This window comes from Caballeronia sp. LZ033 (genome assembly GCF_031451265.1).
GTDB lineage: Bacteria > Pseudomonadota > Gammaproteobacteria > Burkholderiales > Burkholderiaceae > Caballeronia.
Genome location: NZ_JARUXQ010000002.1, coordinates 781,512 through 797,449 on the forward strand (window position 1 = coordinate 781,512; position 15,938 = coordinate 797,449).

Below are 15,938 nucleotides of genomic sequence, written 5' to 3' on the forward strand. Positions count from 1 at the left end.
CACGATGGCTCGATCAGCCGCTCGACGACTCTTCTGCGAGCGTCGCGCGGATCGTCCTGCAGGCGTCGTCATCCAGTCCTTGCGCGCGCTCCATCGCGAGATCGACGGTCCGGCCGCACAAGCTCGTGTAGAACGCGCGATGCGCCGGGCCGAGCGCATCCAGCGCGGCGACGTGCGCAGCGACAGTCTTCGCGTCGCCACGCGACACCGGTCCCGGCATGCTGTCGGCAAGGCCGCGCGCTTCGATCGAATCGAGCGTGCCGCGTGCCATCGGCAAGAAGGCCTTGAGCGCGACTTCGGGCGCCACGCCCCATGTGCTCCAGATCGATACGGCTTCCCTGAGCAGCACATTGATGAACTGCGACGGATAGCCCGCCGCCGCGTGATAGCGCGCCCGCACGCCCGGCGGCAGCCAGTTGGCGTGGCAGCCGAGCCGCTCGATCAGTTCGCCGAGCACGCGGGCAAGCTCCGCATCGGGCGCTTCGGCGGAAATCACGCAACCCGGCAGCGAGCGCACCGCCGCGAGCGGGTCGCCGAACGACTGCATCGGATGGAAGCCGCCGGTCAGCGCTCCGTCGCGCACGGCGCTGTCGAGCGCCGACAGGCTCGTTGCGCCGCTGCAATGCACGACCGCCATGCCCGGGCGCCAGCGTACCGAGGCGGCGATGGATTCGATCATGTCATCGCGCGTGGTGATGAACACGAGATCGCAGGTAGCGGAGACCGCCTGGGCATCGGACGCGCGGCATCCTTCGACCTGCCCGCAAAACGCCGCCGCCGATTCGCGCCGCCGGCTCGCGACTGACGCGACGCGCAAGCCGGCGCTCCGGCACGCGATGGCCAGCGCCAGCGCCAGCCGGCCGCCGCCGATAAAGCCGATCCTCAGATCGGAAAGGCCCGGCAAACCCGGCAGCATCATTCGCCCGTGGCGGCGAGTTTCGACGCCACCTCCTCCAGAATCTCGTCGGTATTGCCGCCACGTTCGGGCGCGGGATGACGCAGCGCGCAGGGTTCGTTGCGGAACTTGATCGGAAAGCCCGTCATGCGCACCGCGCCGTGACCCGGATGCTCGACCTCCAGCAGCATCTCCTGGTCGCGCACTTGCGGGTCGCGGTAGACATCGGCGAGATCCATCACGAGACCGCAGGGCACGCCGGCTTCGTTGATGACGCCGATCCAGTGTTCGCGCGTCTGTTTCGACATCACCGCGTTGATGAGCGCGTTGATCTCCGCGCGCCGCGCCACGCGCTGCGCATTGCTGGAGAAGCGCGGATCGTCCATCAGATGCAGCAGGCCGAGCGCCTGCAACAGCCGCCGCAGCATCGCGTCGTTCGACGGCGCCACGGCAATATCGCCGTCCGATGCCGTGAACAGCCCGTAAGGCGCGACCAGCGGATGGTCATTGCCCGTCTGCGGCATCTGCTCGCCGGTGGCCAGATAGTCCGCGCTCACGAACGCGCCGAGGCTGATCATCGAACTGAGCAGCGACGCGCAGACCTGCTCGCCGCGTCCGGTCTCCTTGCGCCGGTACAGCGCCGCGACCGTGCCGAGCGCCGCGTAGTTGCCGGCGATGAGATCGCTGATCGGCAGGGCGGTGCGCAGCGGGCCGGTTTCGGCGGTGCCGTTCATGCTCATGAAGCCGCTCATCGCCTGCGTGATGAAATCGAAGGCGGGCCGCTTGACGTACGGCCCGGTCGTGCCGAAGCCGTTGATGCTCGTATGGATGATGCCCGGCGCGATCTCCTGCAACGCGTCCCAGCCCAGACCCATCTGCTCCATCACGCCGGGCCGGAAGTTCTCCACGACGACGTCGGCATCGCGCAGCAATTCACGCAAGGTCGCCTTGCCCTGTTCCGAGCGCAAGTCGAGTTCGATAGAACGCTTGTTGCGATTGAAGGCCGCGAAATACCAGCTCATGCCGTTGACGATCGCTCCTTGCTGACGCACCGGATCGCCGTCGGGCGTTTCGATCTTGACGACGTCGGCGCCCAGGTCGGCCAGCAGCATCGTGCAGAACGGACCCGAAATCACGCGGGTGAGATCGATCACGCGTACACCGTCGAGTTGCATGTGAAGCTCCGTGTTCACGTCGAGCGCTCATGATGCGGTATTCGACGCGGACTCAGACATCACCATTTCTCGCGGTTCCATCGCGCTTTGCGACGCCGCGCGTGGATGCCGGGTGAAGCATCAGGGTTTCTGCTTACTCGCCATCTCGTCTGGACAGCCTGCGCGGCGCTCCCTAGCATGGGCGGACCCCTCGATCCTCCCTCATATGACGATGCGTCTGAGTCTCTACTCATTGCAGGTGTTCGTTTCGGTGGTCGATGCCGGAACCATCGCCGAAGCGGCGCAGCGCGAGCACATCGCGACGTCCGCGCTCAGCAAGCGTATTTCCGAGCTCGAACAGGCACTGGGCACGCCGCTGCTGCTGCGCAAGGCGCGCGGCGTCGAACCGACGGCGGCGGGCGTCGTGCTCGCACGCGGCGCGCGTCTGCTGCTGCGCAACGCGAACGACCTTGCCGAAGAGATCTCGCACTTTGCGGCCGGGCTGTCCGGGCAGGTCCGCGTTGCAGCAAACCTGTCGTCGATCACGCAGTTCCTGCCGCGCGATCTCAGCGCGTTCGGCGAGGCGCATCCGTTCGTGCGCGTGGATCTCGACGAGTTCGTAAGTACCGAAGTGGTGCGGCGCGTCAGCACGAATGAGGCGGATATCGGCATCTACAACACGGCGGAAAATGACGCGGGGCTGGAGACGTTTCCCTATCGCACGGACCGGATGGTGCTGGTCGCGCCGGTCGGGCATCCGCTGGCGCAGCAGCGCAGCGTGTATTTCACCGAGACGCTGCCTTACGAACAGGTGGGCATGCATCCGGGCAGCGCAGCCAATACGCTGCTGCGCAAAGTGGCGCGTGAGGCGCATGAGCAGATCAATCTGCGTTTTCAGTGTACGTCCTATGACGCGATGATCGCGATGATCAAGGCCGGCCTGGGCGTCGGGATGATGCCGAACCAGTCGGTCAAGCTGTATGCATCGGAAGGGCTGGCCGTGATCCAGCTCAAGGACGAATGGGCCGCGCGGCAGTTGTGCCTGTGCGTGCGTTCAGTCGAGGCGCTGTCGCCGGCCTGCCGGAAGTTGCTGGAACATCTGCGGGGCGAAGCGGAGCAGGATGCGCCGGCGCAGGCGTGGCTGCCGCGGGTGGCGGGGACGTGAAGCGGCTGAAGCATCAGCCATCGCGTTTCGCCATGTCTCAATCGCCAAATAGATCGTGTGCCCGATCGTCGCGCGTCTAAGCTCTTCACAAAGACAGAGACGACGATGGAGACAGCATGCCCGCCCCGCAATCCCAGCCGTATCCCGAAAGCATCCGCATGACCGAAGTCGGCCTGCGCGACGGCCTGCAGAACGAAGCGGCCTTCGTGCCGACCGAAACCAAGCTCGAACTGGCCAACGCGCTGATCGACGCCGGCGTGCGCCATCTGGAAATCACCTCGTTCGTATCGCCACGTGCAGTACCGCAACTGCGCGACGCCGAAGCGCTCGTGAACGCCATCCCGCGTGACCGTGGCGTGCATCTCGCCGCCCTGACGCCGAACCGACGCGGCGTGCAGCGAGCCATCGACTGCAAGATCGACTCCGTCGTGTTCTTCGTGTCGGCCTCGGAAAGCCATAACGGCAAGAACCTGAACTGCGATATCACGCAGTCGCTCGGCAATATCGGCGAGGCGGCGCAACTCGCGCGCGATGCCGGCATGCCGATGCAAGGCGCGATCGCCGTCGCGTTCGGTTGTCCGTTCGAAGGCGAAGTCGATGGCGACACCATCCTGCGTATCGCCGGACATTACCTCGAACTGGGCTGCCAGGGCATCACGCTCGGCGACACCACCGGCATGGCGACGCCGCCCATCGTGCGCGACACGATCCTGCGTCTGCGTCAGGCCTTCGGTCCCGTTCCGCTCACCGCGCATCTCCACAACACGCGCGGCATGGCGCTTGCCAACATGCTGGAAGCGCTGAACGTCGGCGTGACGTCGTTCGAATCGTCGCTGGGCGGGATCGGCGGATGTCCGTTCGCACCCGGCGCGACGGGCAATGTCAGTACCGAAGACGCCGTTCACATGGCGCATCACCTGGGGATCCGCACGGGTATCGATCTCGATCGGCTGCTCGACGCCGCGCACCGGCTCGAAGCCGTGCTGGGCCGCACGCTGCCCGGTCAGGTGATGAAGTCCGGCGACCGTCTGCGCCGCTATTCGACCGAAGCGCAGTGCGCGGCGGTGGGCTGAGCGCGCCTCCATTCCCGCTTTCCGAAGCTCTTCCAGCACGCAGGCGTTCGCCCGCGTGCGTCCGCACAGGAGACCGCGATGGACACGCTCGAACGCGCAACCATGCATAAGGTGACGCGCCGTTTCATGCCGCTGCTGTTCATCTGTTTCGTCGCGGCGTTTCTGGATCGCGTGAACGTCGGCTTTGCCGCGCTCACGATGAACCGCGATCTGGGCTTTTCCGCGTCCGTGTTCGGGCTGGGCGCGGGACTGTTCTTCCTGACGTATTTCCTCTTCGAGATTCCGTCGAACCTCGCGCTGGAACGCTATGGCGCGCGGGTCTGGCTCGCGCGCATCATGATCACGTGGGGCATTGTCGCGGGCGCGACGGCCTTCATCACCGGGCCGACGAGCTTCTATGCGGTGCGCATGTTGCTCGGCGCGGCGGAGGCCGGCTTCGGTCCCGGTGCGATGTTCTTCCTGACGCTCTGGTTCCCCGCCGCGTATCGGGCGCGGGCGCTGGCGTTTTTCCTCGTGTCGATGCCCGTCGCCAGCGTCATCGGCGCACCGGTGTCGGGGTATCTGATCGGGCTGCACGGACTGTTCGGACTCAAGGGCTGGCAGCTGATGTTCCTGATCGAGGCGATTCCTTCCGTGGTGCTCGGCTGCGTGATCTGGCGCGTCTTCACCGACAATCCTGACCAGGCCACCTGGCTCGGCGCACAGGAAAAACGCTGGCTGATCGACACGCTCGCGGCCGAGCGTTCGAACCGCCTGGTCGCGAGCCACGGCAATGCCCGCGTGCTCGTCGCGCCGTATCTGTGGGCGCTCGGTCTGGCGTTCTTCGGCATCGTCGGATTGAACTACGGCATGAGTTTCTTCCTGCCGCAGATCGTGCACGCGTTTCACTTGAGCCTGCAAATGACCGGCGTGGTGAGCGCGCTGCCGTTCCTCGCCGCCGCCATCGCGATGCCGCTATGGGGCCGCCGCTCGGACGTGCGCAAGGAGCGCGCGTTCCATGTGCTGGCGCCGCTCGCCATCGCCGTGATCGGTCTGGGCGGTTCGACGCTCGCCGCGACCGCCACGCTGAAGCTGCTGCTCATCACCGCCGCCTGCGCGGGCGCGTTCTGCTCGATCGTCGTGTTCTGGGCGCTGGTCTCGGACATGGTGCCGGCAACGGCGGCCGCCGCCAGCATGGCGATGGTGAACTGCGTCGGCAACCTGTCCGGTTTCATCGACCCTTATGTGATCGGCAAGATCAAGGATCTCACCGGCACATTCGATGGCGGTCTGCAAGTGCTTGCGGTGCTCGGCGCGCTGTCGGGCCTGCTGCTCGCCGCGATGCTCTTCGGCAGGCGCATGTCGCGCGGTCATGCCGGTCCCGTCACCGAGTGACGCCGACTATCTCTCATTCTTTTCAGGCGCAACGATGCACACGCTCAGCCAGGAAACCGTACTGTCTCTCGATGCCGTCACCACGTCCGGCTCCGGTCTCACGCGACCGGAAAGCGTGTGGTGGCATGAAGGCGATCTCTACACCAGCGACGCCAAGGGCGCGATCGCGCACGTGCGCGCGGACGGCGCCACCCGTCTGCTCGGCCTGCCCGGCGCGTTGCCGGACGGCGTGCGCCCGAACGGCATCGCGCGACGTCCGGACGGCTCGTTCATCTTCGCGAACCTGGGCGAGGAGGGCGGCGTGTGGTCGGTCGATACCACCGGTCGCGTGCAGCCGCTGGTCCGTTCGGTCGATGGCCGCGATCTTCCCAGCACCAACTTCGTCCTGCTCGATGAAGCCGGCCGCATCTGGATCTGCGTGAGCAGCACGACGCCCGGTTGCAGTGCGCCCGGCTATCACTTCGATCGCGCCGAAGCGACGGGCTACATCGCCGTGGTGGACACGGACGGGTCGAGCCGCATCGTCGCGGATCATATCGGCTGGACCAACGAGTGCCGGCTCGATCCGACGGGCACCGTGCTGTACGTGAACGAGACCATCGGACGGCGCATGATCCGCTTCGATGTGAACGAGCGGCTGGAGTTGTCGAACCGGCAGACGGTCGCGGAATTCGAGTCGGGCATCTGGCCCGACGGACTCGAACTCGACGCGGCCGGTGACGCATGGATCACCTCGCCGATCTCGAACCGCGTCGTGCAGGTCTTCACGGCGACGGGCCGCTATCGCGTGATTCTCGAAGACTACGACGAGGAATCGCTGCGCACCGCCGAAGAAGCCTTTCAGCGCGATGCGTTTCATCGCACGCATTTCTATCGCTCGAAGGCCAACTTCCTCAAGCACCTGACGAGCCTCACGTTCTCGGGCGATCAGCGCACGGCCTACCTCGGTTCGCTCAACAGCGATGCCGTCTACCAGTTTTCGGTAGACGGTCTGATTGGCGCCGCGGCGCGCGGCTGAGCGGCCGGCCGGCGTTACAGGAACGAGTCTCCACCCATCAGGTCTGACAGGCGCAGCACCGGGCAATGCGCGCCGCCCAGTTCGACGCCTTTCGCATAGGTCGCTTTCACCGAGTCGGCAATGGCGTGCGTGGCGGTCATGTCCTTCGTCATATCGACGTAGTAACTCAGGTCCTTCAGCGCATTCGACATATGAAAGGTCAAACCGGAGGTCTCGCCGCTTTGCAGGAACGGCCTGACGCGTTCCAGCGCCGCGCCGCCTCCGCCGCCTTTGGCGAGCACATCGGCGAAGACCTCGGGCGCGACGCCCGCGCGTTTCGCGCACGCCGCCGCTTCCGAAATCAGCGCAACCGATCCGAGCGACACGTAGTTGTGCAGCAGCTTCATGGTGTGGCCCGCGCCCGTGCCGCCCACATGCGCGATGTTCTCCGCAAAGCACGCCAGCAGCGGGCGGATCGTTTCAAACGTCGCGGCATCCGCACCGACCAGCAGATTCAGGCGGCCATCGTGGGCTTCCTTGACGCTGCGCGTCATCGGGGCATCGACGAGCAGGCCGCCCGCTTCCGCGACCTGCGCGGCCATGCGCAGCGTGGAGCCGGGCACCGCGGTGGAACAGTCGATCACGATGGCGCCGCGCCTGAGCCCTGCCAGCACGCCGTCCGGGCCCGTCAGAACGGCTTCGACTTCGGGCGAGCCGGTAACGCACAGGATGACGATGTCGGCCTGCTCCGCCAGCGCCGCGCCCGAACCGATGGTCTTCGCGCCGCCCGCGATCAGTTCATCGAGCGGCTGGTTGCCCGGATGCTCCACCACCGTCAGCGGATAGCCATGCCTGATGATGTTGCGAGCAATGCCGTGGCCCATCAAACCAATGCCGATCATGCCGATTCGTTGTTTCATGTCTGTCCCGTTGCATGGAGTGGCCGCGCGCGCTTGCCTGTCACGCGCGCGATAGTGTGCAATCTAACGCCCCGCGGCGATGCTGTGAATGCGAATTCATGAAATCGTCTCTTCGAAGAACTCGAAACCATCCTCTTTCCTGGAAGCCCCGGCATGTTCGATCTCACCTCACTCGCGCTGTTCGGGCGCGCAGTGGCAACCGGAAGCCTGTCGCGCGCCGCGCAGCAGTCGCATATGTCGCTGTCCACGGCGAGCCGGCGCATCGCCTTGCTGGAACATCATTTCCGGGTGACGCTGCTGAACCGCTCGTCGGCGGGCGTCGAGCCCACGCCGGCGGGTGAAGCGCTGGCGCGCCATGCCACCGATCTGCTGGTCCGCACCGATGCGATCCACAGCGAAATGGCCGACTATGCGCTCGGCGCGGTCGGACGCGTGCGCGTGTACGCGAATATCTCGGCGATCGCCCAGCAGTTGCCCGAGCAACTGCGTGCATTCTCCGGGCGCTACGGCGACATCGGCCTGCATATCAGCGAGATGCGCAGCGTCGATATCCTGCAGGCGCTGCGCGATGGCCGCGCCGATATCGGCGTGGTGACGACGCAGCAGCCTGTCGAAGGGCTCCGGCTCGCGCCATATTGCAGCGATCGCATCAGCGTGCTGGTGCCGCAGGATCACGCGCTGCGCGGGCCGTCGGTGGACTTCGCTGCGTTGTTCGATCACGATCTCGTCGCCCTCGATGACAAGTCCGAGATCACGCGTTCATTGGTGCGCGAAGCCGCTGCACTCGGCAGGTCGATCCGCTTTCGCGTGCAGGTGCAGAGTTTCGAGGCGATGTGCCGGCTGATCGCGAGCGGGCAGGGCATCGGCATTCTGCCGGAAGGCGCGGTCGGCCTGTTTCTCGAACCGATGCGCCTGCGCTCTGTGCGCCTGAATCATCCGTGGGCGGCGCGCATGATGTCGGTCGCGATGCGCGCCGGCGCCGCGCCGCTGCCGACGCAAAAGCTCTTCGACTTCCTGAGTGCGTTCGCCTCGAAGCCGGTGTCGGTCATGCCGGAGATGTCCCGTGACGACGCGCTGCATCTTGCATGAATTCGAAGGGCCCGTTCCGGCATTCGCACTTCCGCCGTTGGCGGCCCTTCGGTAGATTGGCGGACACCGGACACGATCGACAGGAGACAGGAAAGATGGCGAACGCCGTACACAACATAGCGGTCATCGCGGGCGACGGGATCGGCAAGGAGGTGATGCCCGAAGGATTGCGCGTGCTGCGCGCGGCGGCGGACCGCTTCGACATCGCGCTCAAGTTCGAAGAGTTCGGCGACTGGTGCACCGAACACTACCTGCGCCACGGCACGATGATGCCCGCCGACTGGGACAAGCAGGTCGGCCGGCACGACGCGATTTTCTTCGGCGCGGTAGGCACGCCCGATGTCGTACCCGACCATACCGCGGTGTGGGAATCGGTCATCAAGATCCGCCGTGAATTCGATCAATACGTGAACCTGCGCCCCGTGCGGCTGATGCCCGGCATCCCCGCGCCGCTCGCGGGCCGCAAACCCGGCGACATCGACTTCCTGGTCGTGCGCGAGAACACCGAAGGCGAGTATTCGTCCGTCGGCGGACGCATGTTTCCCGGCACCGAACGCGAATTCGCGGTGCAGGAATCCGTGTTCACGCGCACCGGCGTGGACCGCATCCTCAACTATGCGTTCGAACTCGCGCGCACCCGGCCGCGCAAGCAGCTCACGGCAGCCACCAAGTCGAACGGCATCTCGATCACCATGCCGTACTGGGACGAACGCCTGGCGGAAGCGTCGAAGCGCTATCCGGATATCAAGACCAACAAGTTTCACATCGACATTCTGTGCGCGCACTTCGTGCAGCATCCCGATCGTTTCGACGTGGTCGTGGCTTCCAACCTGTTCGGCGACATTCTTTCGGATCTCGGGCCGGCGTGTACGGGCACCATCGGCATCGCGCCGTCCGCGAACCTGAACCCCGAGCGGCGCTTTCCTTCGCTGTTCGAGCCGGTGCATGGTTCCGCGCCGGATATCGCGGGGCGCGGCATCGCCAATCCGATCGGGCAGATCTGGTCGGCCGCGCTGATGCTGCAACACCTCGGCCGCGGCGACGCGCGTCATGAACAGGCGGCGCAGGCCATCGTCAGCGCCATCGAAAGCGTTCTCGAAGCCGGTCCGCGCACGCCCGACATGGGCGGCGCTTCGACCACCGTGCAACTGGGCAGCGCCGTCGCGGAAGCGGTCGGCAAGGCTTGAGCGAACTGGAGCCAGGTCATGGAATATCGGCACTACATCGGCAACACACCCGTCATGCCGGAAACCGGCGCAACGCTCGACGTGATCGATCCGAGCACGGGTGAAGCATTCGCCGCCATCGCACGCGGCGATGCGCACGACATCGAACGCGCGGTCGCCGCTGCGCAATACGCCATGGGCGACGCGCTCGACGGCCCGTGGTCGCGGCTGTCGCCGGTCGAACGCAGCGACCTGCTGTTCGCCTATGCGGACGCCGTCGCCCGGCACGCCGATGAACTCGCGCAGCTCGAAGCGCGCGACACCGGCAAGGCGCGCAAGACCGCGCGCAGCGACGCCGCCGTGCTGGTGCGCTATCTGCGTTACTACGCGGGTTGCGTCGACAAGCTGCACGGCGAAACCCTGCCGTACACCACCGGCTTCACGGTGCTGACGGTGCGCGAGCCGATCGGCGTGACGGGCCACATCATTCCGTGGAATTACCCGATGCAGATTTTCGGGCGCAGCGTGGGCGCCTCGCTGGCGGCGGGCAATGCCTGCGTGGTCAAGCCCGCCGAGGACGCGAGCCTGTCGATCCTGCGTCTCGCCGAAATCGCCGCCGAGGCCGGACTGCCGGCGGGTGCGGTCAACGTGGTGACGGGGCTCGGCAGCGAAGCGGGGGCGGCGTTATCGGCGCATCCGGGGATCCGCCATATCTCGTTCACCGGTTCGACGGTGACCGGCGCGCTCGTTGCACAAGCGGCGGCGGCGCGTCATTGTCCGGTCGTGCTGGAGCTCGGCGGCAAGTCGCCGCAACTCGTCTTCGACGACGCCGATCTCGATGCGGCACTGCCTGTCATCCTGAACGCGATCGTGCAGAACGCGGGGCAGACCTGTTCGGCGGGGAGCCGTCTGCTGGTTCAGCGCGGCGTCTATGAGCAAGTGATCGAACGACTGAGCGAACGCTTCTCCGCGATGCGCGCCGGTCCGCCCTCGATGGACCTCGACATGGGGCCGCTCGTCAACGCGAAGCAGCATGCGCGTGTGCGTGCCTTCGTCGAGGCCGCGGAGGCCGAGGGGATTCGCGTCGCCGCGCGCGGCAGGATTGCGGCGGAGGCATCGCATGACGGCTTCTATCAGCCGGCGGTGTTGTTCCGCGACGTCCCGCCGGACAGCCGTCTCGCACAGGAAGAAGTCTTCGGCCCGGTGCTCGCCGCCATGCCTTTCGATACCGAAGCCGATGCCGTGCGGCTGGCCAATGGCACCGAATACGGTCTGGTCGCGGGCGTATGGACGCAGGACGCCTCACGTGGCCTGCGTCTCGCGCGGAAGCTGCAGGCGGGACAGGTGTTCATCAACAACTATGGCGCAGGCGGCGGCGTGGAATTGCCGTTCGGCGGCGTGAAATCGAGCGGGCATGGGCGCGAGAAGGGCTTCGAGGCGCTGTTCGGGTTCACCAACCTGAAAACGGTGGCGATCAGGCACGGGTGAAGAGCGCGTAACCTTTAGCGCGAGGTCGACCGCGCGCCCTCGCAGCCTCACTTCTGCGGCGCGCCCTCCCACGCAGGCAGCGTGGCCCCGTGATAGACCTTCAGAATGGTCGAGGCGACATCGGCTTGCTGATAGCTGTCCACCACCGTTTTCACCCACGGCGCCTTCGCATCCTTCGCGTTCACGGCAATGAAATTGCGATACGGATTGCCCGGCACGCTCTCCTGCGCAATACGTTCCTGCGGAATCCTGATGCCGGCCTTGATGGCCCAGTCGGTGTTGACCACGGCGGCATCGAGGTCGCCGATGGCGCGTCCGACGATGCCTGCGTCGAGCTCCTTGATCTGCACGTGCTTCGGATTGCTGGCGATATCGCGTGCGGTCGGCAGCAGGCCGACTTTGTCACGCAGCTTGATGACGCCATTGGCCTGCAACAGCAACAGCGCGCGGCCTTCATTGCTCGGGTCGTTCGGCACGCCGATGGCTGCGTTCTGCGGCAGCTCCGCCACCGATTTCACCTTGCGCGAATAGAGTCCGATCGGCTGCACATAGGTGAATCCGACCGGCACGATGTCGTAGTGGCGCGCCTGGATCTGCGCATCGAGATACGGCTTGTGCTGGAATGAATTGGCGTCGAGGTCGTGCTGGGCGAGCGCCTCGTTGGGCTGGGTGTAGTCGGCAAAGGTCGTGATCTTCACCGTGATGCCTTGCTTTGCCGCATTGGCCGCGACCGTGCGCCAGACGTCTTCGTCCTCGCCCGACATGATGCCGACTCGAACCGTCTGGCCCGCTGCCTGCACCGGCTGTACACAGGCCACGCCCCAGGCAAGGAGAATCGGGAGCAAGGCGGACTTCATCGGCGGGGTGATCTTCATAGCGGAGCGTAGTCAGTGGAAAAGACGTGATCCTAGTGCGGCGCGCAGGGGGTCGCAAATAACTTCGAGCGCTATGGATATCGCGCATCACGCGCGGCGGGCTATATCGGCGCTCGTGCTTTCCTTTCCATGTGCGCCCTGAAAAGCGTGTGACAAATGCGCGTTTAAGAGCGCGCGTGGCGAACTCTAGAATCGCAGGTTGTCACGTCAAGCCATCCGCTCCGCCATGCCTCGCCACATCCGCCTGAATGCCTTCATGATGAATTGCGTCGGGCATCTCGCGCCCGGTCAGTGGACGGCGCCCGACGACCGCTCGGTCGGCTATCTCGACACGGACTACTGGGTCGATCTCGCGAAGGTGCTCGAGCAGGGCCTGTTCGACGGTCTGTTCCTCGGCGACGTCACCGGCATCTACGACGTGTTCGGCGCCAGCCCCGCGGCGGCGCTCCGTACCGCCGCGCAAGTGCCGATGAACGATCCCGTTCCACTGATTCCGCTGATGGCGCACGCAACGCGACATCTCGGCTTCGGCGTCACGGTGTCCGTCGCTTACGAGACGCCCTATCTGCTCGCGCGGCGCTTCACGACGCTCGATCATCTGACTCGCGGCAGGGTGGCCTGGAACGTCGTGACGTCTTACCTGCAAAGCGGCGCGCGCAGTCTCGGTCAGACGGAACTGCGCGCCCACGATGAGCGCTACGATCGCGCCGACGAGTTCCTGGAGGTTTGCTATCAGCTTTGGGAAGGAAGCTGGCAGGAGGGCGCGCTCAGGCGCGACCGGCAACGCGGTGTGTATGCCGATCCCGAACGGGTGCGCCCGATCGCGCACAAGGGCCGTTACTTCGAGAGCGAAGGGATCTTCCAGTGCGAACCGTCGCCGCAACGCACGCCCTTGCTGTTCCAGGCCGGTGGCTCGGCGCGCGGCACGCGCTTCGCCGCACGCCACGCCGAGTGCATCTTTCTCGGGGCGCCGACGCGCAATGGCCTGCGCACTTCGGCCCGCGCGATGCGTGCGGCGCTGGAACAGGCAGGACGCGCGCCCCACAGCGCGCAGCTTTTCGCGATGCTGACCGTGATCGTCGACGAGACCGCCGAGCGGGCGCAGGAACGCTACGAAGCGTACCGGCAACGGGCGAGCTATGACGGGGCGATCGCGTTGCTTTCGGGCTGGACGGGGATCGACCTGTCGCGCTACCGGCCGGACGACACCCTGAGCTATGTCGATACGGACGCCGGCCAGTCGGCGCTTGCTTCCTTCAGCAAGCTCGATCCGGAACGCGAATGGACCGTGCGCGATGCCGTGGAGTTCGTGAGCATCGGCGGAAGAGGCGCCGTGGTGGTCGGCGACGCCGCGCAAGTCGCCGATGAATTGCAGTCGCTGATGGAAGACACCGGAATCGATGGGTTCAATCTCGCGTGGGTGGAGTCGCCGCGCACCTTCCACGATGTCGTCGAGTATCTCGTGCCCGAGCTTCAGCGGCGCGGGGCTTACAAGACCGCCTATTCCGAAGGCACGCTGCGCGAGAAGCTGCTGGGCGCGGGCCCTTGTCTGCAAGCGCCGCATGTGGGCGCGAGCTTCCGCTGAATCGGCGAGCGTTTCCAGGCGGTCATGGCACATCGTGCGACGCATTTCGACGCGGCTCTTGCGGCGCCAGGACCCCTGCGCAATCGCCGTCGTCAGCATAGTTGCAATCCCGATCGTGCCTCGTGAAAAAGCGACGCATGACCGGACATCTGACTGATCGAGCATGCCGAAAATCCCGCGTTTCTCATCGTTCTCCGCAAACCGGTCGCGCGACTCCGCGAAGGCCAACCCGCAATCGCCTGCTTCGCCGCGACGACGGCTGCTGGGCGGTCTCGCGCTGTCGGCAGTCGTGACGCCGCACGCGAAGGCCGCTTCCACACTCTTGCAGCCGCTCGGCGTCGAGCCCTGGACGCGCGTACCCGGCGCTCCGATTCTCGACCATCCGTATGGCCAGCCGTCGCCGCACGAATCAGGCGTCGTGCGCCGCGCGGCGCGTGCATGGCCGGTGCCGGGCGCGGCTTCGTCGCTGACGCCGCTGGCCGATCTGCATGGCGCGATCACGCCGAACGGACTCGTCTATGAGCGCCATCATGCCGGCGTACCGGATATCGATCCGGATCAGCACCGGCTCGTGATCCATGGTCTCGTGCGTGAGCCGAAGCTGTTCACGATGGACGACGTGCTGCGCCTGCCTTCCGAATCTCGCGTGCACTTTCTCGAATGTTCGGGCAACACCGCGAGCGAATGGAAAGGGCCGAGCGGCTTGCCCGTGCAGCTCACGCATGGTCTTCTGTCGTGCTGCGAGTGGACCGGCGTCCGGCTTTCGACGTTGATCGAGGCCGCCGGCGGCCTCGTGACGAACGATGGTCAGGAACCGCGCTGGATTCTCGCGGAAGGCTCGGATGCTGCGGCCATGACGCGCAGCCTGCCGCTCGACCGCGTGCTCGATCATGCGCTGGTCGTGTACGCGCAAAACGGCGAACGCCTGCGGCCGGAGAACGGCTATCCGCTGCGGCTTCTGATCCCGGGCTTCGAAGGCAACACGCACGTCAAGTGGCTGCGCAGGCTGAAGCTCGTCGATGCGCCGCTCGAAACGCGCGAGGAGACGTCGAAATACACGAACCTGCTGGCCGATGGCCGCGCGCGTCAGTTCGTGTTCGAGATGGACGCGAAATCCGTCATCACACGGCCATCGCCCGGGCACGCGCTGACGACTCACGGCTATTACCCGATCACAGGACTGGCGTGGTCGGGACGCGGCGCTATCCGCGGGGTCGACGTGTCCGTCGATGGCGGGCGATCCTGGCAAGCGGCGCGGCTCGATGGCCCGGTGCGCGATCGTGCGCTCACCCGCTTTCATTTCGGCTGGGTGTGGAACGGCGAGCCGGCCGCGATACTTTCGCGGGCGACGGATTCGACCGGGTATGTGCAGCCCACCCGCGAGGCGCTGGTCGCCGCGCGCGGGTTGAACTCGAACTACCACTACAACGGCATCCAGCAATGGCGCATCGGCGCCGATGGCAGCGTGAAAAATGCATAGCGACATCGCTCGAAACCGGCGTTCCTTGCGCCCGATGATGGTGGGCCTGACTGCGCTCTGTCTGGCCGCCTGCTCAGGTCCGTCGCGAGACGGACGTGCTTCGCATGGCACGGCGGCCGATGCGACGCCGCGCGCCGCCATCGAGGCCATCGGCACCCCGGTGAGCGCCGCGGACATCGCCGCGTGGAACATCGACGTCGCACCCGACGGCCACGGCCTGCCTGCGGGCAGCGGCGACGTGGCGACCGGCGCCCGGATCTTCGCGACGAAGTGCGCCGCGTGCCATGGTGCGAAGGGCGAGGGCGTGCTTGGCGACCAGCTGGTCGGTGGCCGCGGCACGCTCGCGAGTGCGAAGCCGGTGCGCACGGTCGGCAGCTACTGGCCGTACGCGACGACCCTCTTCGACTACATCCGCCGCGCGATGCCGTATAACGCGCCGCAGTCGTTGAGCGCGGACGAGGTGTATGCGCTGAGCGCGTGGATCCTGAACCAGAACGGCATCGTTCCCGACGATGCTCGTCTCGATGCCCATTCGCTGGCTGCCATCCGCATGCCGAATCGGGATGGATTCGTTCCGGACCCGCGGCCGGGACGGCTTTGATCAGGATGCCGGCGGCTTGCGCCTGAACGCCGATGGTTCATGAAGCCCGGCGCGATCGAGCGTGTTTCCGCGACTT

General features: G+C 66.0%; 14 protein-coding genes. 10 read left to right on the forward strand and 4 right to left on the reverse strand.

Annotated elements, in window-relative coordinates; all coding sequences use genetic code 11:
- Positions 1 to 13 precede the first annotated feature (13 nt).
- Together QCE62_RS19095 and QCE62_RS19100 are read right to left on the reverse strand one after the other, a co-directional pair.
- Positions 14 to 919 (reverse strand): DUF2520 domain-containing protein, encoded by a 906-nt coding sequence (locus QCE62_RS19095; protein WP_309921734.1) that lies wholly within the window; start codon positions 917 to 919, stop codon positions 14 to 16.
- Positions 916 to 2,070 carry a CoA transferase gene (locus tag QCE62_RS19100; protein WP_309921737.1) on the reverse strand — a complete coding sequence of 385 codons (1,155 nt, stop codon included), beginning with the start codon at positions 2,068 to 2,070 and terminating at the stop codon, positions 916 to 918. Before QCE62_RS19100 ends, QCE62_RS19095 begins: the two co-directional genes overlap by 4 nt.
- Positions 2,071 to 2,080: 10 nt before the next feature.
- On the opposite strand from QCE62_RS19100, the gene QCE62_RS19105 reads away from it, so the two are divergent.
- The 4 genes from QCE62_RS19105 to QCE62_RS19120 all read left to right on the forward strand — a co-directional run bounded on the left by QCE62_RS19105 (position 2,081) and on the right by QCE62_RS19120 (position 6,679).
- Positions 2,081 to 3,214 carry a LysR family transcriptional regulator gene (locus tag QCE62_RS19105; RefSeq protein WP_309921740.1) on the forward strand — a complete coding sequence of 378 codons (1,134 nt, stop codon included), beginning with the start codon at positions 2,081 to 2,083 and terminating at the stop codon, positions 3,212 to 3,214.
- A 116-nt stretch (positions 3,215 to 3,330) separates the two neighbouring features.
- On the forward strand, positions 3,331 to 4,287 hold the full coding sequence (locus tag QCE62_RS19110; protein ID WP_309921742.1) for a hydroxymethylglutaryl-CoA lyase: 957 nt from the start codon (positions 3,331 to 3,333) through the stop codon (positions 4,285 to 4,287).
- A 78-nt stretch (positions 4,288 to 4,365) separates the two neighbouring features.
- Positions 4,366 to 5,661 (forward strand): MFS transporter, encoded by a 1,296-nt coding sequence (locus tag QCE62_RS19115; protein ID WP_309921744.1) that lies wholly within the window; start codon positions 4,366 to 4,368, stop codon positions 5,659 to 5,661.
- 34 nt (positions 5,662 to 5,695) lie between these two features.
- On the forward strand, positions 5,696 to 6,679 hold the full coding sequence (locus tag QCE62_RS19120) for an SMP-30/gluconolactonase/LRE family protein (RefSeq protein WP_309921746.1): 984 nt from the start codon (positions 5,696 to 5,698) through the stop codon (positions 6,677 to 6,679).
- A 14-nt stretch (positions 6,680 to 6,693) separates the two neighbouring features.
- On the opposite strand, the gene QCE62_RS19125 is transcribed toward QCE62_RS19120, so the two are convergent.
- A complete protein-coding gene (locus QCE62_RS19125; protein WP_309921749.1) occupies positions 6,694 to 7,578 on the reverse strand; it encodes an NAD(P)-dependent oxidoreductase in 885 nt (294 codons plus the stop codon).
- 153 nt (positions 7,579 to 7,731) lie between these two features.
- Between QCE62_RS19125 and QCE62_RS19130 the strand changes: the two genes are divergently transcribed.
- The 3 genes from QCE62_RS19130 (at position 7,732) to QCE62_RS19140 (ending at position 11,321) form a co-directional block, all read left to right on the forward strand.
- Positions 7,732 to 8,667 (forward strand): LysR family transcriptional regulator, encoded by a 936-nt coding sequence (locus QCE62_RS19130; protein ID WP_309921752.1) that lies wholly within the window; start codon positions 7,732 to 7,734, stop codon positions 8,665 to 8,667.
- 95 nt (positions 8,668 to 8,762) lie between these two features.
- On the forward strand, positions 8,763 to 9,854 hold the full coding sequence (locus tag QCE62_RS19135) for a tartrate dehydrogenase (protein WP_309921754.1): 1,092 nt from the start codon (positions 8,763 to 8,765) through the stop codon (positions 9,852 to 9,854).
- Positions 9,855 to 9,872: 18 nt separating this feature from the next.
- A complete protein-coding gene (locus QCE62_RS19140; RefSeq protein WP_309921757.1) occupies positions 9,873 to 11,321 on the forward strand; it encodes an aldehyde dehydrogenase family protein in 1,449 nt (482 codons plus the stop codon).
- Between the two features lie 47 nt (positions 11,322 to 11,368).
- Here the strand turns inward: QCE62_RS19140 and QCE62_RS19145 are convergent, their stop codons facing one another.
- Positions 11,369 to 12,196 (reverse strand): MetQ/NlpA family lipoprotein, encoded by an 828-nt coding sequence (locus QCE62_RS19145; RefSeq protein WP_309921760.1) that lies wholly within the window; start codon positions 12,194 to 12,196, stop codon positions 11,369 to 11,371.
- Between the two features lie 226 nt (positions 12,197 to 12,422).
- Between QCE62_RS19145 and QCE62_RS19150 the strand changes: the two genes are divergently transcribed.
- From QCE62_RS19150 to QCE62_RS19160, 3 genes are all read left to right on the forward strand, one after another.
- Positions 12,423 to 13,781, forward strand: coding sequence for an LLM class flavin-dependent oxidoreductase (locus tag QCE62_RS19150; protein ID WP_309921762.1), 1,359 nt, complete (start codon positions 12,423 to 12,425; stop codon positions 13,779 to 13,781).
- A gap of 163 nt (positions 13,782 to 13,944) precedes the next feature.
- On the forward strand, positions 13,945 to 15,261 hold the full coding sequence (gene soxC, locus QCE62_RS19155; protein WP_309921766.1) for a sulfite dehydrogenase: 1,317 nt from the start codon (positions 13,945 to 13,947) through the stop codon (positions 15,259 to 15,261).
- Positions 15,254 to 15,862, forward strand: coding sequence for a cytochrome c (locus tag QCE62_RS19160; RefSeq protein ID WP_309921769.1), 609 nt, complete (start codon positions 15,254 to 15,256; stop codon positions 15,860 to 15,862). The genes soxC and QCE62_RS19160 overlap by 8 nt, the downstream gene beginning before the upstream one ends.
- Positions 15,863 to 15,938: the final 76 nt, after the last annotated feature.

Excerpts from the sequence above, each read along its gene's own strand:
- QCE62_RS19130 (WP_309921752.1), top strand. The coding sequence starts at position 7,732 with ATGTTCGATCTCACCTCACTCGCGCTGTTCGGGCGCGCAGTGGCAACC.
- QCE62_RS19145 (WP_309921760.1), bottom strand. The coding sequence starts at position 12,196 with ATGAAGATCACCCCGCCGATGAAGTCCGCCTTGCTCCCGATTCTCCTT.
- QCE62_RS19100 (WP_309921737.1), bottom strand. The coding sequence starts at position 2,070 with ATGCAACTCGACGGTGTACGCGTGATCGATCTCACCCGCGTGATTTCG.
- QCE62_RS19150 (WP_309921762.1), top strand. The coding sequence starts at position 12,423 with ATGCCTCGCCACATCCGCCTGAATGCCTTCATGATGAATTGCGTCGGG.
- QCE62_RS19135 (WP_309921754.1), top strand. The coding sequence starts at position 8,763 with ATGGCGAACGCCGTACACAACATAGCGGTCATCGCGGGCGACGGGATC.
- QCE62_RS19140 (WP_309921757.1), top strand. The coding sequence starts at position 9,873 with ATGGAATATCGGCACTACATCGGCAACACACCCGTCATGCCGGAAACC.
- QCE62_RS19095 (WP_309921734.1), bottom strand. The coding sequence starts at position 919 with ATGATGCTGCCGGGTTTGCCGGGCCTTTCCGATCTGAGGATCGGCTTT.
- QCE62_RS19110 (WP_309921742.1), top strand. The coding sequence starts at position 3,331 with ATGCCCGCCCCGCAATCCCAGCCGTATCCCGAAAGCATCCGCATGACC.
- soxC (WP_309921766.1), top strand. The coding sequence starts at position 13,945 with ATGCCGAAAATCCCGCGTTTCTCATCGTTCTCCGCAAACCGGTCGCGC.
- QCE62_RS19120 (WP_309921746.1), top strand. The coding sequence starts at position 5,696 with ATGCACACGCTCAGCCAGGAAACCGTACTGTCTCTCGATGCCGTCACC.
- QCE62_RS19115 (WP_309921744.1), top strand. The coding sequence starts at position 4,366 with ATGGACACGCTCGAACGCGCAACCATGCATAAGGTGACGCGCCGTTTC.
- QCE62_RS19160 (WP_309921769.1), top strand. The coding sequence starts at position 15,254 with ATGCATAGCGACATCGCTCGAAACCGGCGTTCCTTGCGCCCGATGATG.
- QCE62_RS19125 (WP_309921749.1), bottom strand. The coding sequence starts at position 7,578 with ATGAAACAACGAATCGGCATGATCGGCATTGGTTTGATGGGCCACGGC.